Origin of the sequence: Halalkalibacter urbisdiaboli (assembly GCF_002156385.1) — a bacterium.
Taxonomy (GTDB): Bacteria; Bacillota; Bacilli; order Bacillales; family Bacillaceae_D; genus Halalkalibacter_A; species Halalkalibacter_A urbisdiaboli.
In genome coordinates, this window is sequence record NZ_MVJM01000008.1 from 16125 (window position 1) to 37539 (window position 21415).

At 40.7% G+C, this 21415-nt stretch carries 22 protein-coding genes and 1 other annotated feature; all 22 genes read left to right on the plus strand.

Annotation, left to right across the window (positions count from 1 at the left end):
- The first annotated feature begins 11 nt into the window (after positions 1 to 11).
- The 22 genes from sigH (at position 12) to rpsS (ending at position 21399) form a co-directional block, all read left to right on the plus strand.
- A complete protein-coding gene (gene sigH / locus B1R93_RS21880) occupies positions 12 to 665 on the plus strand; it encodes an RNA polymerase sporulation sigma factor SigH (RefSeq protein ID WP_088106032.1) in 654 nt (217 codons plus the stop codon).
- A gap of 385 nt (positions 666 to 1050) precedes the next feature.
- Positions 1051 to 1200 (plus strand): 50S ribosomal protein L33, encoded by a 150-nt coding sequence (rpmG, locus tag B1R93_RS21885; protein ID WP_088106033.1) that lies wholly within the window; start codon positions 1051 to 1053, stop codon positions 1198 to 1200.
- Positions 1201 to 1423: 223 nt separating this feature from the next.
- Positions 1424 to 1612 carry a preprotein translocase subunit SecE gene (gene secE, locus B1R93_RS21890; protein ID WP_207634191.1) on the plus strand — a complete coding sequence of 63 codons (189 nt, stop codon included), beginning with the start codon at positions 1424 to 1426 and terminating at the stop codon, positions 1610 to 1612.
- A gap of 90 nt (positions 1613 to 1702) precedes the next feature.
- Entirely contained in the window at positions 1703 to 2236 is a 534-nt protein-coding gene (nusG, locus tag B1R93_RS21895) for a transcription termination/antitermination protein NusG (RefSeq protein WP_088106034.1), read from the plus strand.
- Between the two features lie 159 nt (positions 2237 to 2395).
- Positions 2396 to 2821: a 50S ribosomal protein L11 gene (gene rplK, locus B1R93_RS21900; RefSeq protein WP_165763915.1), complete on the plus strand. Its 426-nt coding sequence runs from the start codon at positions 2396 to 2398 to the stop codon at positions 2819 to 2821.
- 98 nt (positions 2822 to 2919) lie between these two features.
- Positions 2920 to 3615 (plus strand): 50S ribosomal protein L1, encoded by a 696-nt coding sequence (gene rplA, locus B1R93_RS21905; RefSeq protein WP_088106036.1) that lies wholly within the window; start codon positions 2920 to 2922, stop codon positions 3613 to 3615.
- 57 nt (positions 3616 to 3672) lie between these two features.
- Positions 3673 to 3812, plus strand: a sequence feature (ribosomal protein L10 leader region).
- A 38-nt stretch (positions 3813 to 3850) separates the two neighbouring features.
- A complete protein-coding gene (gene rplJ / locus B1R93_RS21910; protein WP_088106037.1) occupies positions 3851 to 4348 on the plus strand; it encodes a 50S ribosomal protein L10 in 498 nt (165 codons plus the stop codon).
- Positions 4349 to 4418: 70 nt separating this feature from the next.
- Positions 4419 to 4781 (plus strand): 50S ribosomal protein L7/L12, encoded by a 363-nt coding sequence (gene rplL, locus B1R93_RS21915; RefSeq protein WP_035664717.1) that lies wholly within the window; start codon positions 4419 to 4421, stop codon positions 4779 to 4781.
- 107 nt (positions 4782 to 4888) lie between these two features.
- Positions 4889 to 5491: a class I SAM-dependent methyltransferase gene (locus B1R93_RS21920; protein WP_088106038.1), complete on the plus strand. Its 603-nt coding sequence runs from the start codon at positions 4889 to 4891 to the stop codon at positions 5489 to 5491.
- 331 nt (positions 5492 to 5822) lie between these two features.
- A complete protein-coding gene (gene rpoB / locus B1R93_RS21925) occupies positions 5823 to 9365 on the plus strand; it encodes a DNA-directed RNA polymerase subunit beta (protein WP_088106039.1) in 3543 nt (1180 codons plus the stop codon).
- A gap of 117 nt (positions 9366 to 9482) precedes the next feature.
- Entirely contained in the window at positions 9483 to 13106 is a 3624-nt protein-coding gene (gene rpoC / locus B1R93_RS21930; RefSeq protein WP_088106040.1) for a DNA-directed RNA polymerase subunit beta', read from the plus strand.
- Positions 13107 to 13198: 92 nt separating this feature from the next.
- Positions 13199 to 13447 (plus strand): 50S ribosomal protein L7ae-like protein, encoded by a 249-nt coding sequence (locus tag B1R93_RS21935; protein WP_088106041.1) that lies wholly within the window; start codon positions 13199 to 13201, stop codon positions 13445 to 13447.
- Positions 13448 to 13555: 108 nt separating this feature from the next.
- On the plus strand, positions 13556 to 13975 hold the full coding sequence (rpsL, locus tag B1R93_RS21940) for a 30S ribosomal protein S12 (protein ID WP_088106042.1): 420 nt from the start codon (positions 13556 to 13558) through the stop codon (positions 13973 to 13975).
- 35 nt (positions 13976 to 14010) lie between these two features.
- A complete protein-coding gene (rpsG, locus tag B1R93_RS21945) occupies positions 14011 to 14481 on the plus strand; it encodes a 30S ribosomal protein S7 (RefSeq protein ID WP_088106043.1) in 471 nt (156 codons plus the stop codon).
- A gap of 51 nt (positions 14482 to 14532) precedes the next feature.
- The gene (gene fusA / locus B1R93_RS21950) at positions 14533 to 16611 is read left to right on the plus strand and encodes an elongation factor G (RefSeq protein WP_088106044.1); all 2079 of its coding nucleotides are present in this window, start codon (positions 14533 to 14535) and stop codon (positions 16609 to 16611) included.
- A gap of 128 nt (positions 16612 to 16739) precedes the next feature.
- Positions 16740 to 17930, plus strand: a complete 1191-nt coding sequence (gene tuf, locus B1R93_RS21955; protein WP_088106045.1) for an elongation factor Tu — start codon at positions 16740 to 16742, stop codon at positions 17928 to 17930.
- A gap of 303 nt (positions 17931 to 18233) precedes the next feature.
- On the plus strand, positions 18234 to 18542 hold the full coding sequence (gene rpsJ / locus B1R93_RS21960; protein ID WP_010896316.1) for a 30S ribosomal protein S10: 309 nt from the start codon (positions 18234 to 18236) through the stop codon (positions 18540 to 18542).
- Positions 18543 to 18633: 91 nt separating this feature from the next.
- Positions 18634 to 19263, plus strand: a complete 630-nt coding sequence (gene rplC, locus B1R93_RS21965; RefSeq protein WP_088106046.1) for a 50S ribosomal protein L3 — start codon at positions 18634 to 18636, stop codon at positions 19261 to 19263.
- Positions 19264 to 19288: 25 nt separating this feature from the next.
- Entirely contained in the window at positions 19289 to 19912 is a 624-nt protein-coding gene (gene rplD / locus B1R93_RS21970) for a 50S ribosomal protein L4 (protein ID WP_088106047.1), read from the plus strand.
- Positions 19912 to 20202 (plus strand): 50S ribosomal protein L23, encoded by a 291-nt coding sequence (rplW, locus tag B1R93_RS21975; protein WP_088106048.1) that lies wholly within the window; start codon positions 19912 to 19914, stop codon positions 20200 to 20202. Before rplD ends, rplW begins: the two co-directional genes overlap by 1 nt.
- Before the next feature lie 27 nt (positions 20203 to 20229).
- A complete protein-coding gene (gene rplB / locus B1R93_RS21980; RefSeq protein ID WP_088106049.1) occupies positions 20230 to 21060 on the plus strand; it encodes a 50S ribosomal protein L2 in 831 nt (276 codons plus the stop codon).
- A 60-nt stretch (positions 21061 to 21120) separates the two neighbouring features.
- The gene (gene rpsS, locus B1R93_RS21985; protein WP_066159568.1) at positions 21121 to 21399 is read left to right on the plus strand and encodes a 30S ribosomal protein S19; all 279 of its coding nucleotides are present in this window, start codon (positions 21121 to 21123) and stop codon (positions 21397 to 21399) included.
- The last annotated feature ends 16 nt before the right edge of the window (positions 21400 to 21415 follow it).

Sequence of the window (21415 nt, forward strand, 5' to 3'; positions counted from 1 at the left end):
GGGGGATTGTCGTGAACATAGAACTGCAGGAAACCGTAACGAAGCCTAATTTTAACCAAGTCGATGATGATTACTTAGTGGAACAGGTGCGCAGTGGAGACAGTAGTGCCCTTGAATACTTAATTAACAAGTACAAAAACTTTGTAAGAGCAAAAGCACGATCTTATTTCCTAATTGGTGCTGACCACGAAGATATTGTCCAAGAAGGAATGATTGGCCTTTATAAGGCAGTCCGTGATTTCAAAGGGGACAAGCTATCGTCTTTTAAGGCATTTGCTGAACTTTGTATAACCCGTCAAATTATCACAGCAATTAAAACGGCTACAAGGCAGAAGCATATTCCACTAAATTCTTATGTTTCTCTGGACAAGCCTATTTACGACGAGGAGTCAGATCGGACGTTACTTGATGTTATTTGTGGGACACGTGTAACCGATCCGGAGGAATTACTTATTAACCAAGAAGAATTTGAAGATATTGAATTAAAAATGGGTGAAATACTTAGTGAGCTTGAACGACAAGTATTAATGCTTTATTTAGATGGTCGCTCGTATCAAGAAATTTCCGTTGATTTGAATCGTCATGTAAAATCAATTGACAATGCACTTCAGCGAGTAAAACGCAAGCTCGAGCGTTATGTTGAATTAAAAGGAGTTACACTATAAGGACCGAAAACGGTGTCTAGCTAAAAGGTTAGACGCCGTTTTTTCGTATGATATAGGGAAGGATGTAGCTAACTGTAACGGCCTCCTTATTGCTTTATGAAAAGGAGGCCATGCCGAAGCCACTGGAAAAGGTAAAAATCAACCTTTTTCAGTGCCTCTTATTAAGTAGCAATGGCTCCACACGTTGCTCGCCTGCTATGGGAAACCCACTCATAACAGGCTTTCAACAAGATGGCAACGGCTCCGCACATTGCTCTAAGGGCAATAAAAAAGGAAAAAGCACCCTTTTCCAGTGCCTTCGCCATGCCTTCTTTTCGTATTTGACACTTTTTTTTTCATATGCTAGAGTAAAATAGTGTGTATACAGAAGAGTGGGGGTGACTCAATGCGGACGAAAATTGTACTAGCCTGTGAAGTTTGTCAATCACGAAATTATTCAACGCAAAAGAATAAACTTACTCAGATTAACCGCATTGAGATGAAGAAGTTTTGTAAAACTTGTCAGGAACACACTCTTCATCGTGAAACGAAGTAGAATGTAGCGGTTCTTTTTTATTGTTGAAAAATAGCTACTAAACTTAAAGCTACTTAAAAGAAAACGCGTTCATGGTGCTCAAGTAATTTTTAATTAACGGATAGTCACGAAAAGCTTTAAAAGTTTTATAGCTTTTTGTGAATAAGTGTTAAAAGAAATCGGCTTGACTTCGAATAGATGCGCGAACATTTGTCTATATTGATTGGTGCTGGAGGTGTCTGTTATGGCTGTGAAGAATGTTGGGAAATTCCTTGGAGACGTTGTCTCAGAAATGAAACGTGTGTCGTGGCCAACACGCAAAGAACTTACACGTTATTCATGGGTGGTACTTGGAACGGTCGCGTTTATTACTGTATTTTTTGCTATTGTTGACTATGTGATCACGTTTCTTATTCGTTTGATTAACGGATAAATTTTTGTTGCGTTCTCAAAGGCTTTTTTAGCAGCCTAATGATGAGCATAAGACCGAAGAGGAGGGAAGGACAAAACCGTCCTAATTTGAATGGAAAAAAATTGGTATGTAGTCCATACGTATTCGGGGTATGAAAATAAGGTTAAAACGAATTTAGAAAAACGTCTAGAATCAATGGATATGACGGATAAGATTTTCCGTGTTCTTGTACCTGTCGAGGAAGAGACAGAAGTGAAGAATGGAAAGAGTAAGTCTGTAACACGTAAAGTGTTTCCTGGTTATGTGCTTGTAGAGATGATAATGACCGATGATTCTTGGTATGTTGTTCGAAATACGCCCGGAGTAACAGGTTTTGTCGGCTCTGCTGGTGCGGGATCGAAACCGACACCTTTGTTGCCGGATGAAATAGACTCTATTTTAAAACAAATGGGTGTCGAGGAGCCGAAAGCCGAAGTTGATTTCGAGATTAAAGAATCTGTGAAAGTGAAAGAAGGTCCTTTTGCTAACTTTGTGGGTACGATTGAAGAAATTCAAATTGATAAGCAAAAGGTAAAAGTTCATGTCAATATGTTTGGACGTGAAACCCCTGTTGAACTTGATTTTACACAGGTTGAAAAGATTTAATTGAAAAAAACTTGATATCTGATCGTGAAGGTGATAAAATCTTCATGTTCGATAATGGTTTCTAACATGAGCCATCGGGTGCATGAATGCATCCGTTTTTTGAGTGGGAGGGTGTAGAACACCCGGATAACCACATCACGGACTAAGGAGGTGTGTCACGTGGCTAAAAAGGTAATTAAAATGGTTAAATTGCAAATTCCAGCTGGTAAAGCAAATCCAGCACCGCCGGTTGGTCCTGCACTAGGACAAGCGGGTGTGAACATTATGGGATTTTGTAAAGAATTTAACGCTCGTACTTCAGATCAAGCGGGTCTTATCATCCCGGTAGAAATTACGGTATTTGAAGACCGTTCGTTTACATTCATCACAAAAACTCCACCTGCTGCTGTTCTTCTAAAAGTAGCTGCTGGTATCGAGTCAGGTTCTGGTGAGCCTAACAAGAAAAAAGTTGCGACAGTCAAGCGTGATAAAGTACGCGAGATTGCTGAAACGAAGATGCCAGACCTAAACGCTGCAGACGTTGAAGCTGCTATGCGTATGGTTGAAGGTACTGCACGTAGTATGGGTATCGTGATTGAAGACTAATTTGTAAGCTTACGGGGGTTGCAAGCCTATTTTGTAGGTTCGCAACCTTTCATAGTGGGAGGTCCTACCGCTAAAACCACAATCGAGGAGGAAATAGTATGGCTAAGAGAAGTAAGAAGTATCAAGACGCTTTGAAACTTGTTGACCGTGATACAGTGTACCAAGTGGAAGAAGCAATTGAACTTGTAAAAAAGACAGCTACAGCTAAGTTCGACGAAACGGTTGAAGTTGCTGTGCGTTTAGGTGTTGACCCTAAGAAAGCAGACCAACAAATTCGTGGTGCTGTTGTTCTTCCAAATGGTACAGGTAAAACACAACGAGTTTTAGTATTTGCAAAAGGTGAAAAGGCGAAAGAAGCTGAAGCTGCTGGAGCAGATTATGTAGGTGATGAAGATTTCATCAACAAGATCAACCAAGGTTGGTTCGAATTTGATGTTATCGTTGCAACACCTGATATGATGGCTCAAGTTGGTAAGCTTGGTCGTGTTCTTGGACCAAAGGGCTTAATGCCTAACCCTAAGACAGGTACAGTTACATTTGACGTAGAAAAGGCAGTTAATGAAATCAAGGCTGGTAAAGTAGAATACCGCGTTGATAAAGCTGGTAACATTCACGTGCCGATCGGTAAAGTTTCGTTTGAAACAGCTAAGCTTGTTGAAAACTTCAAAACAATTATCGAAACATTAGTGAAGGTTAAACCTGCTGCTGCAAAAGGTACGTATATGAAAAACGTAGCTGTTGCATCAACAATGGGTCCTGGTGTACGCGTTAATGCTTCTGCTTTTGCAAGATAGTCATTGACTTTCTGAATAAAGTTGATTATAATCTTAAGAGTGTCTTGAAGACATTTAACATTATATTTAATCATACCGTAGACAGTAGGTGCGTACTCGCTTAATTTCCTACCGAGGTAAGCTATAGATTCAAGGTTTGATTAATTTGAATCCGTATGCCCTCATGTCTACTACATGGGGGCTTTTTATATGCTTCTAAGTCGGGTATGGTATCAAAACCACGGGAGGTGTAAGGATGAGCGTACTAGAACAGAAAAAACAGGTTGTATCGGATATTGCTGCTAAATTACGTGAAAGCAAATCAACGGTTGTTGTTGACTACCGTGGATTAAATGTTGCTGAAGTAACTGAGCTTCGTAAACAACTTCGTGAAGCTGGCGTTGAGTTTAAAGTTTATAAGAACACTCTTGCTCGTCGTGCAACAGCTGAAGCTGAATTGACTGAATTGGATGCGAATCTTGTCGGTCCAACAGCGATCGCGTTCAGTAATGAAGATGTAATTGCTCCTGCAAAGGTACTTAACGAATTTGCGAAAAAGCACGATGCTCTTGAAATCAAGGCTGGTGTTATTGAAGGCCAAGTTGCGTCTGTAGCAGAAATCAAGGCTCTAGCTGAGCTTCCGTCTCGCGAAGGTCTACTTTCTATGCTTGCAAACGTGCTACAAGCTCCAATGCGCGGATTCGCTTTGGTTACAAAGGCGGTTGCGGAACAAAAAGAAGAACAAGGTGCTTAAGCCTAAGTGCTTAAATGCCAGTTAGATAACGTTTTAAAAAATAAAAAACAACAAATAGGAGGATTTAACAATGACGAAAGAACAAATCATTGAAGCGGTTAAAGAAATGACAGTTTTAGAACTTAATGACCTTGTAAAAGCAATCGAAGAGGAGTTTGGTGTAACTGCTGCTGCTCCTGTAGCTGTAGCTGCTGCTGGTGGCGACGCTGGTGCTGCTGAGCAAACTGAGTTTGACGTAATCCTTGCGTCTGCTGGTGGTTCTAAAATCAATGTTATCAAGGTTGTTCGTGAAATCACAGGCCTTGGTCTTAAAGAAGCAAAAGCACTTGTTGATGGTGCTCCTGCTCCAATTAAAGAAGGTGCTTCTAAAGAAGAAGCTGAAGAAGCAAAAGCTAAGCTTGAAGAAGCTGGCGCATCTGTAGAAGTTAAGTAATGATTGAAAAATAGACTCGCGTCATGCGGGTCTTTTTTTGACAAGATTTGAAATGGGCCTTGTTCTAATGTAAGGTTATGTTGAAATAGAACGAAAGGGGAATGGAGATGTCCGACCACTATTATTCAAACAAACCAGGTGTAGAAAGTGATGAACGGACGTGGACATTCGTTTTAAGAGGAACCACGCTAACCTTTACATCAGATCGAGGAGTTTTTTCTAAAAAAGAAGTCGACTTTGGTAGTCAAGTCCTTATTGAATCTTTTCGTTTTCCAAAGTGTGAAGGGGATTTGTTAGATGTAGGCTGCGGTTATGGACCAATTGGGTTGTCTCTTGCGAAAGAGGAAGAGCAACGAATGGTTCACATGGTTGATGTCAACGAAAGGGCGCTGCACCTAGCGGAAAAAAACGCTCAACAAAATAAGATAAAAAATGTCTCGATTTATATGAGTCATAGTTTTGAGAAAGTCGAGAAAACTGATTTTGCTTCTATTATTACAAATCCGCCAATTAGAGCAGGAAAACAAGTTGTTCATGATATTTTTGAAAAATCGTATGAACATTTGAAGTCTGGCGGTGAATTGTGGGTTGTTATTCAAAAGAAACAAGGTGCACCTTCCGCGATAGAGAAATTAGAGGGATTATTTAAGGAAGTAGAGATTGTAGAAAAGAAAAAAGGCTATTATATTTTATGTGCAAAAAAAAATTGACTGACTATCGCTTTTGTGATATTGTTATTTAATGCGTATGACTACCTATTTTTAGAGCGAATACTACGAAAATGTCAAGTGGAATTTGCTGTATAATGTAGATGTTTTTTGGTTATACTTATATAATCGAACGTTTTAACGGAAAAATTTGGTTTTAACAGCCATTTTTTCTTTTTGTACGTAAGGGTTTATCGCTTGTAACCTATGGTGCAAGCAGGCATTTAATCTATAAAAATGCTTCGTCTACTGGAGTTGTATGTTTGTTTTATATACAACACTAAGTACGATGTGTTTTTAGATACTATAACGCGAGATTTGAGGGGTGAATCAGTTGACAGGTCAACTAGTTCAGTATGGACGCCACCGCCAACGAAGAAGCTATGCACGTATTAATGAAGTATTAGAATTACCAAATTTAATCGAAATTCAAACAGCTTCTTATCAATGGTTTCTTGATCAGGGACTTAGAGAGATGTTTCAGGACATTTCCCCTATTCAAGACTTCACAGGGAATTTAGTTTTAGAATTTATTGATTACAGTCTTGGGGAGCCAAAGTACCCAGTTGATGAATCGAAGGAACGTGATGTAACGTATGCAGCTCCTTTGCGTGTAAAGGTTCGCTTAATTAATAAAGAGACCGGTGAAGTAAAGGAACAGGAAGTATTCATGGGAGACTTCCCGTTAATGACAGAAACAGGTACGTTTGTCATTAATGGTGCAGAGCGTGTTATTGTTTCACAGCTCGTTCGTTCTCCAAGTGTTTATTACAGTCAAAAGACTGATAAGAATGGGAAAAAAGGTTTTACCGCTACTGTTATTCCAAACCGCGGAGCTTGGTTAGAGCTTGAAACTGATGCGAAGGATATTGTTTATGTTCGTATTGACCGTACAAGAAAAATACCGGTGACGGTTCTTTTGCGTGCGCTTGGGTTTGGTTCTGATCAAGAGATCATTGACTTATTAGGGGAAGATGAGTATCTGCGCAATTCGTTAGAGAAGGATAATACAGATAGTGCAGAAAAAGCTCTCCTAGAGATTTACGAAAGATTACGTCCAGGGGAACCGCCAACTGTCGATAACGCTAAGAGCTTACTTGACTCTCGCTTTTTCGATCCGAAACGCTATGACTTAGCGAATGTTGGTCGTTACAAGATTAATAAGAAACTTCATATTAAGAATCGCCTCTTTAATCAACGATTAGCTGAAACGTTAGTTGACCCAGAAACAGGAGAGGTAATTGCTGAAGAAGGAACATTACTTGATCGTCGTACACTAGACCGTATCTTGCCTTATCTAGAGAACAACGTTGGCTTCCGCGATGTTCGTGCTGCTGGTGGAGTAGTGGAAGATGATGATATTCAGCTACAATCAATCAAGATTTATGCTCCGGATGACCAAGAAGGAGAACGTATTATTCGTGTAATTGGAAATGGTATGGTAGAGCGAGAAGTGAAGCATATTACGCCTTCAGATATTATTGCTTCTATTAATTATTTCTTTAATCTATTACACGGTGTCGGTGATACTGATGATATTGATCATCTTGGAAACCGTCGTTTGCGTTCAGTTGGTGAGTTATTACAAAACCAATTCCGCATCGGTCTATCACGAATGGAGCGTGTAGTTCGTGAGCGTATGTCAATCCAAGATCCGAATATGATTACACCTCAAGCGTTAATCAATATTCGTCCCGTGATTGCATCGATTAAAGAGTTCTTCGGTAGCTCACAGCTTTCACAATTCATGGATCAAACGAATCCGTTAGCTGAACTTACACATAAGCGTCGTTTATCAGCATTAGGGCCAGGTGGTTTAACACGTGAGCGTGCCGGATTTGAAGTGCGTGACGTTCACTACTCTCACTATGGACGTATGTGTCCAATTGAAACACCAGAGGGTCCGAATATCGGGTTAATTAACTCCCTATCATCCTATGCAAAGGTAAACGAATTTGGGTTTATGGAAACGCCATATCGTCGCGTAGACCCAGAGACAGGTAAAGTAACGTCTCAAATTGATTACTTAACTGCTGATGAAGAAGATAACTATGTTGTTGCTCAAGCAAACGCAAAGCTTGCAGATGATGGTTCATTTATCGATGATAATATCATTGCGCGTTTCAGAGGGGAAAACACAGTGGTTCCTCGTGAACGTCTTGATTATATGGATGTATCACCTAAGCAGGTTGTATCTGCGGCGACATCTTGTATTCCGTTCTTAGAAAACGATGACTCAAACCGTGCATTAATGGGAGCGAACATGCAACGTCAAGCTGTTCCACTCTTAGTTCCTGAGGCACCACTTGTTGGTACAGGGATGGAGCACGTGTCTGCGAAAGATTCAGGTGCAGCAATCGTATCGAAGTACCCTGGTGTCGTTGAACGTGTAACAGCAAAGGAAATTTGGGTTCGTCGCTTAGAGACGGTTGATGGTCAAGAGGTTAAAGGTGACCTTGATAAATATAAACTTCAAAAGTTTATTCGTTCAAACCAAGGAACGAGCTACAATCAACGTCCAATCGTATCAGAGGGTGATATTGTAGAAAAGCGTGAAATCCTTGCAGATGGACCTTCGATGGAGAAGGGTGAAATGGCATTAGGTCGTAATGTTCTTGTAGGTTTCATGACTTGGGAAGGTTATAACTATGAGGATGCGATCATTCTTAGTGAACGTCTTGTAAAAGATGACGTGTATACATCTGTTCATATTGAAGAATATGAATCAGAAGCGCGTGATACAAAGTTAGGGCCAGAGGAAATTACTCGTGATATCCCGAATGTCGGTGAAGATGCATTACGAAATCTTGATGAGCGTGGAATTATCCGAGTAGGTGCAGAAGTTAAAGACGGCGATATTCTCGTTGGTAAGGTTACACCTAAAGGGGTTACAGAGCTTACTGCAGAGGAACGTTTACTTCATGCTATCTTTGGTGAAAAGGCACGTGAGGTTCGTGATACGTCATTAAGAGCACCGCATGGTGGAGATGGCATCGTCCTTGATGTTAAAATCTTCAATCGTGAAGACGGCGACGAGTTACCTCCAGGTGTAAACCAGCTTGTTCGTGTTTACATCGTACAAAAGCGTAAGATTCACGAAGGAGATAAAATGGCTGGACGTCACGGTAACAAAGGGGTTATCTCGAGAATTCTTCCTGAAGAAGATATGCCTTTCTTGCCAGACGGAACACCGATTGATATCATGTTAAACCCATTAGGTGTACCATCGCGTATGAACATCGGACAAGTGCTTGAGCTACACTTAGGTATGGCTGCACGTAAGCTGGGAATTCATGTGGCATCACCAGTATTTGATGGGGCGCGTGAGGAAGATGTTTGGGGTACGCTTGAAGAAGCTGGAATGGCTCGTGATGGGAAGACGGTCCTTTATGATGGACGTACAGGTGAACCGTTTGATAATCGTGTTTCAGTTGGTATCATGTACATGATCAAACTTGCGCACATGGTTGATGATAAGCTTCATGCTCGTTCGACTGGTCCATATTCACTTGTTACGCAACAACCATTGGGAGGTAAGGCTCAATTTGGTGGTCAGCGTTTTGGTGAGATGGAGGTTTGGGCGCTAGAAGCCTATGGTGCGGCTTACACACTTCAAGAGATTTTAACAGTTAAATCGGATGACGTTGTCGGACGTGTGAAAACATATGAGGCAATTGTAAAAGGTGAAAATGTACCAGAGCCTGGAGTGCCCGAGTCATTTAAAGTATTAATTAAAGAGTTACAATCGCTAGGTATGGATGTAAAGATGCTCTCAAGCAATGAAGAGGAAATTGAAATGAGAGAGCTTGATGATGAAGATGAGCAAACAAGTGAGAAATTAAACCTTAACTTCGAATCGAATGAATCAAAGGCTTAAGGTAGGCAATAGGGGAGCTCGTTCACGTAGTTCCCTGTTGCTGTCTCCTTTTTTGAGACAGGATTATTTGTTGGCATTTGCGTTGGAGATATGGAAACCAAAAGGGAGGTTGACCCCTTGATAGATGTAAATAACTTCGAATATATGAAAATTGGCCTTGCTTCTCCGAATAAAATCCGTTCGTGGTCAAGAGGGGAAGTTAAAAAGCCAGAGACAATTAACTACCGTACGTTAAAACCTGAGAAAGACGGTCTTTTTTGTGAGCGTATTTTTGGACCAACAAAAGATTGGGAATGTCATTGTGGGAAATACAAGCGTGTTCGATACAAAGGCGTTGTTTGTGATCGCTGTGGCGTAGAAGTAACACGTGCTAAAGTTCGCCGTGAGCGCATGGGGCATATCGAGCTAGCTGCTCCAGTTTCTCATATTTGGTATTTTAAAGGGATTCCGAGCCGTATGGGGCTTGTATTAGATATGTCTCCTCGTTCTTTAGAGGAAGTTATCTATTTTGCGTCATATGTTGTAACAGATCCTGGTGATACGCCTCTTGAAAAGAAGCAATTGCTTTCTGAGAAAGAATATCGGGCATATTATGATAAATATGGTCGCTCATTTACAGCACAAATGGGTGCTGAGGCGATCCGTAAGCTTCTATCAAGCATTGAACTTGAAAAGGAAGTTGATGGTTTAAAGGAAGAGCTACTAACAGCGCAAGGGCAGCGTCGTACAAGAGCGATTAAGCGTCTTGAAGTATTAGAGGCATTTCGTCATTCTGGTAATGATCCGTCATGGATGATTTTAGACGTGCTCCCAGTTATTCCGCCTGAATTACGTCCGATGGTTCAGTTAGATGGTGGGCGTTTTGCTACATCAGATTTAAACGACTTATATCGTCGTGTTATTAACCGCAACAACCGTTTAAAGCGTTTATTAGATTTAGGTGCACCAAACATTATTGTTCAAAATGAAAAGCGTATGCTACAAGAAGCAGTTGACGCTTTAATTGATAATGGTCGTCGTGGTCGCCCGGTTACAGGACCAGGGAATCGTCCGCTTAAATCGTTATCACATATGCTTAAAGGGAAACAAGGCCGTTTCCGTCAAAACCTACTAGGTAAACGTGTAGACTATTCTGGTCGTTCTGTTATCGTAGTAGGGCCAAACTTAAAAATGTACCAATGTGGGCTTCCGAAAGAGATGGCTCTAGAGCTATTTAAGCCATTTGTTATGAAGGAGCTTGTTAGCAAAGGCTTAGCTCATAATATTAAGAGTGCTAAGCGTAAAGTAGAACGTGTTCAGCCAGAGGTTTGGGATGTTCTTGAAGAAGTAATCCGCGAGCATCCTGTATTATTAAACCGTGCACCTACGCTTCACCGTCTTGGTATTCAAGCATTTGAGCCAACATTAGTTGAAGGTCGTGCAATTAAGCTTCACCCATTAGTTTGTACTGCATATAATGCGGACTTTGATGGTGACCAAATGGCGGTTCACGTACCTTTATCTGCTGAGGCACAAGCTGAAGCTCGTATTTTAATGCTTGCTGCTCAAAACATCTTGAACCCGAAAGATGGAAAACCAGTTGTTACACCATCACAGGATATGGTTCTTGGTAACTATTACTTAACAATGGAACGTGAAGAAGCAAAAGGCGAAGGTTCCGTATTTAAAGATACGAACGAGGCGCTTATCGCTTATCAAAATGGCTATGTTCATTTACATAGTAGAATTGCGATTCCAGTAGCTTCTCTTGGAAAATCAACGTTTAAGGAAGAAGAGAATGAAATGCTTCTTCTTACGACAGTTGGAAAACTAATTTTCAACGAAATTTTGCCGGAGTCATTCCCATATATGAATGAACCGTCGGAAACAAACTTAGAGGTAGCTACACCAAGTAAATACCTTGTACCTAGTACGACAAATGTAAAAGAGCATTTTGCGCAAAGTGAAACAGTACCACCGTTTAAGAAAGGCTTCCTTGGGAATATCATCGCTGAAGTATTTAAGAAGTTTAAGATTACGGAAACATCTAAGATGCTTGACCGTATGAAGGATTTAGGATTTAAATACTCAACGAAAGCTGGTATTACGGTTGGTGTAGCTGATATCGTTGTATTAGCAGAGAAGAAGGAAATCATCGGAGAAGCAGAACAAAAGGTAGAGAGAGTCTTAAAGCAATTCCGTCGTGGTTTAATTACGGAAGAAGAGCGTTATGACAGAGTTATTTCTATCTGGAGTGAAGCGAAGGATGTTATTCAAAATAAGTTAATGGGTACATTAGACCGTCGTAACCCAATCTTTATGATGAGTGACTCAGGTGCCCGTGGTAACGCCTCAAACTTTACACAGCTTGCCGGTATGCGTGGTTTGATGGCGAATCCGTCTGGCCGAATTATTGAGTTACCGATCAAGTCAAGTTTCCGTGAAGGTTTAACGGTATTAGAGTACTTTATTTCGACGCATGGTGCGCGTAAAGGTCTAGCGGATACGGCTCTGAAAACTGCCGATTCAGGTTATTTAACTCGTCGACTTGTAGATGTGGCACAAGACGTTATTGTTCGTGAGACAGATTGTGGAACCGACCGTGGTCTAGAGGTTAAAGCGATCAAAGAAGGAAATGAAGTCATCGAAGGACTTTATGATCGTCTTGTTGGACGTGTGGCCTTTAAGACATTACGTAATCCAGCGACAAACGAAGTCATTGTAAGAAAAAATGAGTTAATTGATGAAGATATTGCTAAGCATATTGTTGATTTAGATATCGAAGAAGTAACAATTCGTTCTGTATTTACATGCGACACGCGTCATGGTGTATGTAAGAAATGCTACGGACGTAACCTTGCAACTGGTAGTGATGTAGAGGTTGGTGAGGCAGTCGGAATCATTGCTGCTCAGTCAATTGGTGAGCCGGGTACTCAGCTTACAATGCGTACATTCCATACAGGTGGGGTAGCAGGGGACGATATTACTCAAGGTCTTCCACGTATTCAGGAAATTTTTGAAGCGCGTAATCCTAAAGGTCAGGCTGTAATCTCTGAAATTGAAGGTGAAGTTATTGACTTTAAGGATGGAGACAAACGTGAAATTACTGTAAGAAGTGAAATGGAAACTAAGTCATATGCGATTCCATATGGTGCTCGTATAAAGGTTTCTGTTGGAGATCAAGTTGTAGCCGGACAAAGTATTACTGAAGGTTCAATTGATCCGAAAGAGCTTCTTAAAGTTAAAGGTATGAATGGAGTTCAAGAATATCTCTTACGTGAAGTTCAAAAGGTTTACCGTATGCAAGGGGTAGAAATTGGCGATAAGCACGTAGAGGTAATGGTGCGTCAAATGCTTCGTAAGATTCGAGTTGTGGATGCAGGTGAAACAAATGTGCTTCCTGGTTCATTAATTGAAATTCAACATTTCAATGATGAAAATCAACAAGTTCTCCTTAATGGAAAACGTCCAGCAACAGGTCGACCTGTTCTACTTGGTATTACGAAAGCATCTCTTGAAACAGATTCATTCTTATCTGCAGCATCCTTCCAAGAAACGACTCGTGTTTTAACGGATGCAGCGATAAAAGGTAAGCGCGATGAACTATTAGGCTTAAAGGAAAATGTTATTATCGGGAAGCTAGTTCCTGCTGGTACAGGAATGTCGCGCTATCGTAATCTAAATATTGTTTCAAAGTATGACGAAGCAGATGCTGAAGTCTCTGAAGATAAAATAGTAGAAGAAGCTTTAATCCACGAATAAAATTTGATAGAAGATTTTATTGACATTGAGTTTTCACGGTGATAAGATATCAAAGTGTGCCTGAGAAACCCTGTTGCTTTGGAGGATGAATGATGTCTTATGAAAAAGTATCGCAGGCTGAAAACCTAATTATAGGGACGAAACAAACGCTAAAGGCGCTTGATAATGGGGAAGTTGCAGAGTTAATTGTCGCAAAAGATGCGGAATACCGTATTATTCATAAGGTGGAAGCATTAGCAATAACGAAGCGCGTTCCAATTCACTATGTTGACTCGATGAAAAAGCTTGGAAAAGCTTGTAGAATTGAAGTCGGTGCAGCCACTGTTGCTTTAAGAAAGTAATTGTGTTTTTGCCATTCGGAGCGTACCGTATGGCAAAAACTTTACTTTTGCCAAAATATGAACCACCAGGATCAGTGGTCTTATCTTTTGAAGAAGGGAGGAGAAAAAATGCCTACTATTAATCAGTTAATTCGTAAAGGTCGTGAAGCGAAAATTAAGAAGTCTGACTCACCAGCTCTTAATAAAGGCTATAACAGCTTTAAGAAATCTCAAACGGATTTATCTTCACCGCAAAAGCGTGGTGTTTGTACTCGTGTTGGTACTATGACACCTAAGAAGCCGAACTCGGCTCTTCGTAAATATGCGCGTGTACGTTTAACAAATGGTATTGAGGTAACTGCATACATTCCTGGAATCGGCCACAACCTCCAAGAGCACAGTGTTGTTCTTATCCGCGGCGGTCGTGTTAAAGATTTACCAGGGGTACGTTACCACATTGTTCGTGGTGCTCTTGATACTGCAGGTGTTCAAAACCGTATGCAAGGTCGTTCTAAATATGGAACAAAGCGTCCAAAAGACAAAAAATAATATAAAACGTTTATTTAATGAAAGGAGGGGAAATTATGCCTCGTAAAGGTCCAGTCGCTCGTCGTGATGTGTTACCAGATCCTATTTACAATTCAAAGCTTGTAACTCGTTTAATCAATCGTATTATGGTTGATGGTAAGCGTGGAATCGCTCAAACGATTTTATATAACGCGTTTGAACTAGTGAAGGAACGCAGTGGTAAAGATCCTATGGAAGTATTCGATCAAGCTCTTAAGAACATTATGCCAGTTCTTGAGGTAAAAGCTCGTCGTGTTGGTGGTGCAAACTATCAAGTACCGATTGAAGTTAAGCCTGAACGTCGTACAACTTTAGGACTTCGCTGGTTAGTAAACTATTCTCGTCTTCGTGGTGAGAAAACGATGGAAGAGCGTTTAGCTAATGAAATTCTTGATGCTGCTAACAATGCAGGTGCATCTGTTAAGAAGCGTGAAGATACACATAAAATGGCTGAAGCAAACAAAGCGTTTGCTCACTATCGTTGGTAAGATTTTTGATATCCTAAATAAATTGTTCGAAATAGGAAGGAGAAATAAACTATGGCAAGAGAGTTCTCCTTAAAGGATACGCGTAATATCGGCATCATGGCTCACATTGATGCCGGTAAAACGACTGCAACAGAACGTATCTTATTCTACACAGGTCGTACACATAAGATTGGTGAAACTCATGAAGGGGCTTCCCAAATGGACTGGATGGAGCAGGAGCAAGAGCGTGGTATCACGATTACTTCTGCTGCAACAACAGCTCAATGGAAAGGTCACCGTATTAACATCATTGATACACCAGGACACGTAGACTTTACTGTAGAAGTTGAACGTTCACTTCGCGTATTGGACGGAGCTGTGGCAGTACTTGACGCACAGTCAGGTGTTGAGCCTCAAACAGAAACAGTTTGGCGTCAAGCAACAACTTATGGAGTTCCACGTGTTGTATTTGTTAACAAAATGGATAAAACAGGTGCTGACTTCATTTATTCATTAGGAACTCTTCGTGATCGTCTTCAAGCGAATGCTCATGCTATCCAATTACCAATTGGAGCAGAGGATGAGTTTGAAGGAATCATCGACTTAGTAAGAATGAAAGCTTATTTTTACGAAGATGATCTTGGAACACGTACTGAAGAGAAAGAAATTCCTGATGAGTATAAAGCTCAGGCTGAAGAGTATCGCGAAAAGCTAGTTGAAGCTGTCGCTGAACTTGATGAAGAGCTTACAATGAAATACTTAGAAGGTGAAGAACTTACTGAGGAAGAAATCAAGGCTGCAATCCGTAGAGGTACTTGTAACGTTGAATTCTATCCAGTAATTTGTGGTTCTGCATTTAAGAACAAAGGTGTTCAGCTTATGCTAGATGCTGTTCTTGACTACTTACCATCACCAATTGATGTACCTGCGATTAGAGGGATTGTTCCTGAAACTGAAGAAGAAGTTGTACGTGAGTCTGGAGACGACCAACCTTTCTCTGCATTAGCGTTTAAGGTAATGACGGATCCATTCGTAGGTAAATTAACATTCTTCCGTGTGTATTCAGGTACCCTTGAAGCTGGTTCATATGTAAGAAACTCAACGAAAGGTAAGCGTGAGCGTATCGGACGTATTCTACAAATGCACGCAAACTCTCGTGAGGAAATCTCAACGGTTTACTCTGGTGATATTGCTGCTGCTGTAGGTTTAAAGGATACAACAACTGGTGACACTCTATGTGATGAGAAGAACCTTGTTATCCTTGAGTCTATGGACTTCCCAGAGCCAGTTATCTCATTATCTGTTGAGCCTAAGTCAAAGGCTGACCAAGATAAAATGGGTATGGCGCTTGCTAAACTTGCTGAAGAGGATCCAACTTTCCGTACAGAGACAAACGAGGAGACTGGTCAAACAATTATTTCTGGTATGGGTGAGCTTCACCTTGATATCATTGTTGACCGTATGAGACGTGAGTTTAAAGTAGAGGCAAATGTTGGTGCACCTCAAGTATCATATCGTGAAACGATTCGTCAATCTGCTCAGGTTGAAGGTAAGTTCGTACGTCAATCTGGTGGACGTGGACAATTTGGTCACGTTTGGGTAGAGTTCTCTCCAAATGAAGAGGGAGCAGGTTTTGAATTTGAAAATGCTGTTGTTGGTGGTTCGGTTCCTCGTGAATACATCGGTGCTGTTGAAGCTGGTATCGAAGAATCACTTGCTAATGGTATGATTGCTGGCTTCCCGGTTATCGACATTAAGGCTAAACTATTTGATGGTTCTTACCATGATGTCGATTCAAACGAAATGGCGTTTAAGATTGCTGCTTCTATGGCACTTAAGAACGCTAAGGCGAAGTGTAATCCAGTTCTACTTGAGCCATTAATGAAAGTAGAAGTTGTTGTACCAGAAGAGTACATGGGTGATATCATGGGTGATGTTACTGCACGTCGTGGACGAGTTGATGGAATGGAAGCACGCGGAAACGCACAAATCGTTAGAGCATTTGTACCTCTAGCTGAAATGTTCGGTTATGCTACTTCACTTCGTTCTCGTACACAAGGTCGTGGTACGTATTCAATGGTCTTCTCTCACTATGAGGAAGCACCTAAGAGTATCGCTGAAGAAATCATCAAGAAACAAACTGGCCAATAATTTCTAATATTAATTGTTTCAAGGAACAATTTGTTGTAAGCTAAGAAAGGTACAATTGACATATGGATATTTTACCTTTCTTATCCATAAAATTTTTAAATTGTCTATATTAAGGGAGGAAATGAATCATGGGTAAAGAAAAATTCGATCGTTCGAAAACGCATGCCAATATCGGTACAATTGGACACGTTGACCATGGTAAAACAACTTTAACTGCTGCAATTACAACAGTTCTTGCTAAGCGTTCTGGTAAAGGTACTGCAATGGCATATGATGCTATTGATGGTGCTCCAGAAGAGCGTGAGCGTGGAATCACAATTTCTACTGCACACGTTGAGTATGAAACTGATAACCGTCACTATGCACACGTTGACTGCCCAGGACATGCTGACTATGTTAAGAACATGATCACTGGTGCTGCACAAATGGATGGTGGTATCTTAGTAGTATCTGCTGCTGATGGTCCAATGCCACAAACTCGTGAGCACATCCTTCTTTCTCGTCAAGTAGGTGTACCTTACCTTGTTGTATTCCTTAACAAGTGTGACATGGTTGATGATGAAGAATTACTAGAATTAGTAGAAATGGAAGTTCGTGACCTTCTTTCTGAGTACGATTTCCCTGGTGATGACGTTCCAGTTATCCAAGGTTCTGCTCTTAAAGCACTTGAAGGTGACGCTGCTTGGGAAGAAAAAATCATCGAGCTAATGGAAGCTGTTGACTCTTATATCCCAACTCCTGAGCGTGATAAAGAAAAGCCATTCATGATGCCTGTTGAGGATGTATTCTCAATCACTGGTCGTGGTACAGTTGCTACTGGTCGTGTTGAGCGTGGACAACTTAACGTTGGTGATGTAATTGACATCATCGGTATCACTGAAGAGCCTAAGCAAACTACTTGCACAGGTGTTGAAATGTTCCGTAAGCTTTTAGATTATGCTGAAGCTGGAGATAACATTGGTGCACTTCTTCGTGGTGTAAGCCGTGATGAAGTACAACGTGGTCAAGTACTTGCTAAGCCAGGTACAATCACTCCACACACAAACTTCAAAGCTGAAGTTTACGTTCTTTCAAAAGAAGAAGGTGGACGTCACACTCCATTCTTCTCTAACTACCGTCCTCAGTTCTACTTCCGTACAACTGACGTAACTGGAATCGTTCAACTTCCAGAAGGCGTTGAGATGGTAATGCCTGGTGACAACATCGAGATGACTGTTGAGCTTATCGCACCAATCGCTATCGAAGAAGGTACAAAGTTCTCTATCCGTGAGGGTGGACGTACTGTTGGTGCCGGCGTTGTTGCTTCAATCCAAAAGTAATTATAGTTACAAAAGAGATATCTCTTTTTTGAGAGATATCTCTTTTTTATTGATATTTATATTTTAGCAAGTATAAAAATGACTTGCATTCACTAGTAAGTATCTATATAATAGTTAAAGTGTGACTGAGACGATATTATACTTGATTTATTATAAATATCTATGTATAATGTTGAATGTTGGTCATTGACAGCGATGATGCGGAAGGTTGCTGACACACCCGGCCCCATTGCCATGGTGGGGTGTAGGAAATTTTCGCGGAGTATGTCTGTTTATAAAATGGACGAAAAAGGAGGGGCTATTATGGCAAAGCAAAAGATTCGCATTCGTTTAAAAGCGTACGATCACAGAGTTCTAGATCAGTCTGCAGAAAAGATTGTTGAAACAGCAAAGCGTTCAGGTGCCAATGTTTCAGGACCAATTCCACTTCCAACTGAGAAGTCGGTTTACACAATTTTACGTGCGGTACACAAGTATAAAGATTCTCGTGAGCAGTTTGAAATGCGTACTCATAAACGTTTAATTGATATTGTGAATCCAACACCACAAACAGTGGATGCACTTATGCGTTTGGATTTACCATCTGGCGTTGACATTGAAATTAAACTTTAATTAAAAGTTACTTATAATTTAGTGTGAACACATATAAGAAGTATATGAAAATGGCAAAAAATAAATTCGTTTTTTATAGGAGGTGTAACGGATGACCAAAGGAATCTTAGGTAGAAAAATCGGTATGACACAAGTGTTTTCTGAAAATGGTGAAGTCATCCCTGTAACAGTTATTGAAGCAGAACCTAACGTTGTTCTTCAATTAAAAACAGCTGAATCTGATGGCTATGAAGCAGTCCAATTAGGATTTGCTGACCAGAAGAAAGCAAATGCAAACAAACCAGCTCAAGGCCATGCTGCGAAAGCAAACACGGCTCCTAAGCGCTTCATCAAGGAAATCCGTAACGTTAATCTTGGCGAGTATGAAGTAGGTCAAGAATTAAAGGTTGATACATTTAAAGAAGGTGACGTAGTAGACGTAACTGGACAATCTAAAGGTAAAGGTTTCCAAGGTGCGATTAAGCGTCATAACCAATCTCGTGGACCAATGTCACATGGTTCTCGTTATCATCGTCGTCCTGGTTCGATGGGGCCAGTTGCTCCAAACCGTGTATTTAAAGGTAAAGCATTACCTGGACGTATGGGTGGAGAACAAATTACAATTCAAAATCTTGAAATCGTAAAGGTTGATACTGAGCGTAACTTGCTTCTAGTTAAAGGGAATGTACCTGGAGCTAAGAAAAGCTACGTAACAGTTCAAAGTGCGGTTAAAGTAAAATAAAGACTGAAAGAAAGGAGGACACATCATGCCGAAAGTAGCGTTATTTAACCAAGCTGGTTCACAAGTAGGAGATATTGAGTTAGTAGATTCGGTTTTTGGTATTGAACCGAATGAAAGTGTACTACATGAAGCTGTTGTCATGCAGCAAGCATCTCTTCGTCAAGGTACACATAAAACAAAAGGACGTTCTGAAGTTCGCGGTGGTGGGAGAAAGCCATGGCGTCAAAAGGGAACTGGTCGTGCTCGTCAAGGGTCAATCCGTTCACCACAATGGGTAGGTGGTGGTGTAGTATTCGGTCCAACACCGAGAAGCTACAGCTATAAACTACCAAAGAAAGTTCGTCGTCTAGCAATTAAATCTGCTCTTTCTAGTAAAGTAAAAGCAGCGGAAATTGTTGTATTAGATGATTTGAAATTTGATGTAGCAAAAACAAAGGATATGGTTAAAGTCCTTTCAGATTTATCAATCGATAGTAAGACGCTTGTTGTAACAGCTGATTACAATGAGGCAGTTGCATTATCTACTCGTAACTTACCTGGTGTAAGCTTTGTTACAGCTGATGGAGTAAATGTGCTTGATGTGCTTAAGCATGATAAGCTTGTCATCACTAAAGAAGCAGTTGAAAAGGTAGAGGAGGTGCTTGCGTAATGTCTAACGCTCGTGATATCATTAAGCGCCCCGTGATTACAGAACGTTCAACTGATCTTATGGCTGAGAAAAAGTATACGTTTGAAGTTGACGTACGTGCGAATAAAACTCAAATCAAAGATGCGGTAGAAGAAATCTTTGAAGTGAAGGTTGATAAAGTTAACACAATGAATTATAAAGGCAAAGCTAAGCGCTTTGGACGTTACACGGGTTTTACTGCTCGTCGTAAAAAAGCCATTGTGACATTATCACCAGATAGCAAAGAATTAGAATTCTTTGAAGGTGTATAAGTTTAAAAGCGAAGGAGGGAATTAAAGATGGCGATTAAAAAGTATAAACCAACCAGTGCTGGTCGTCGTGGTATGTCCGTATCTGATTTTGCGGAAATCACAACGGATAAGCCGGAAAAGTCGTTACTTGCTCCTTTACACAAAAAAGGTGGACGTAACAACCAAGGTAAGCTAACTGTTCGTCACCAAGGTGGTGGACATAAGCGTCAATACCGTGTTATTGACTTTAAGCGTAACAAAGATGGAATTCCAGGACGCGTTGCTACGATCGAATATGATCCGAACCGTTCAGCGAATATCGCTTTAATTAACTATGTTGATGGTGAGAAGCGTTATATCTTAGCTCCAAAAGGTCTTAAAGTAGGTACAATGATTGAATCTGGTCCGGAATCAGATATTAAAGTAGGTAACGCATTACCACTTAAAAATATCCCAGTCGGTACAGTTATTCATAACATTGAGTTAAAGCCTGGTAAAGGCGGACAATTAGTACGTTCTGCTGGTACTGAAGCTCAACTTCTTGGTAAAGAAGGAGACTACGTATTAGTACGTTTAAATTCAGGTGAAACTCGTTATATCTTATCAACTTGCAGAGCAACAATCGGTCAAGTTGGTAACTTAGAACATGAACTTATCAATATCGGTAAAGCAGGTCGTTCTCGTTGGTTAGGTAAACGCCCAACTGTTCGTGGATCTGTTATGAACCCGAACGATCACCCACACGGTGGTGGTGAAGGACGTGCTCCAATTGGACGTAAGTCACCAATGTCACCTTGGGGTAAACCAACTCTTGGTTACAAAACACGTAAGAAAAACAAAGCTTCTGATAAGTATATTGTACGTCGTCGTAAAAAATAACGGGATTGAGATGCGGTTCTTAGATAGAACCGTTCCCCAATCGCGAAGGGAGGTTTTCTCATGGGTCGTAGCTTGAAAAAAGGGCCTTTTGTCGATGATCATTTGATGAAGAAAGTTGAAGCAATGAATGAAACTGATGACAAGCGAGTGATTAAGACATGGTCTCGTCGTTCAACAATTTTCCCTGAGTTTATTGGTCACACAATCGCAGTATATGATGGCCGTAAGCATGTACCTGTATATGTTTCTGAAGATATGGTAGGACACAAACTTGGTGAGTTTGCGCCTACTCGTACGTACAAAGGCCATGCTGCTGATGATAAGAAAACAAGACGTTAAGCGGAGTTAGAGAGGA

Coding starts and splice junctions, on each gene's coding strand:
- rpmG (WP_088106033.1), top strand. CDS start 1,051: ATGCGGACGAAAATTGTACTAGCCTGTGAAGTTTGTCAATCACGAAAT.
- secE (WP_207634191.1), top strand. CDS start 1,424: ATGGCTGTGAAGAATGTTGGGAAATTCCTTGGAGACGTTGTCTCAGAA.
- nusG (WP_088106034.1), top strand. CDS start 1,703: ATGGAAAAAAATTGGTATGTAGTCCATACGTATTCGGGGTATGAAAAT.
- rplA (WP_088106036.1), top strand. CDS start 2,920: ATGGCTAAGAGAAGTAAGAAGTATCAAGACGCTTTGAAACTTGTTGAC.
- rplJ (WP_088106037.1), top strand. CDS start 3,851: ATGAGCGTACTAGAACAGAAAAAACAGGTTGTATCGGATATTGCTGCT.
- rplL (WP_035664717.1), top strand. CDS start 4,419: ATGACGAAAGAACAAATCATTGAAGCGGTTAAAGAAATGACAGTTTTA.
- B1R93_RS21920 (WP_088106038.1), top strand. CDS start 4,889: ATGTCCGACCACTATTATTCAAACAAACCAGGTGTAGAAAGTGATGAA.
- B1R93_RS21935 (WP_088106041.1), top strand. CDS start 13,199: ATGTCTTATGAAAAAGTATCGCAGGCTGAAAACCTAATTATAGGGACG.
- rpsL (WP_088106042.1), top strand. CDS start 13,556: ATGCCTACTATTAATCAGTTAATTCGTAAAGGTCGTGAAGCGAAAATT.
- rpsG (WP_088106043.1), top strand. CDS start 14,011: ATGCCTCGTAAAGGTCCAGTCGCTCGTCGTGATGTGTTACCAGATCCT.
- fusA (WP_088106044.1), top strand. CDS start 14,533: ATGGCAAGAGAGTTCTCCTTAAAGGATACGCGTAATATCGGCATCATG.
- tuf (WP_088106045.1), top strand. CDS start 16,740: ATGGGTAAAGAAAAATTCGATCGTTCGAAAACGCATGCCAATATCGGT.
- rpsJ (WP_010896316.1), top strand. CDS start 18,234: ATGGCAAAGCAAAAGATTCGCATTCGTTTAAAAGCGTACGATCACAGA.
- rplC (WP_088106046.1), top strand. CDS start 18,634: ATGACCAAAGGAATCTTAGGTAGAAAAATCGGTATGACACAAGTGTTT.
- rplD (WP_088106047.1), top strand. CDS start 19,289: ATGCCGAAAGTAGCGTTATTTAACCAAGCTGGTTCACAAGTAGGAGAT.
- rplW (WP_088106048.1), top strand. CDS start 19,912: ATGTCTAACGCTCGTGATATCATTAAGCGCCCCGTGATTACAGAACGT.
- rplB (WP_088106049.1), top strand. CDS start 20,230: ATGGCGATTAAAAAGTATAAACCAACCAGTGCTGGTCGTCGTGGTATG.
- rpsS (WP_066159568.1), top strand. CDS start 21,121: ATGGGTCGTAGCTTGAAAAAAGGGCCTTTTGTCGATGATCATTTGATG.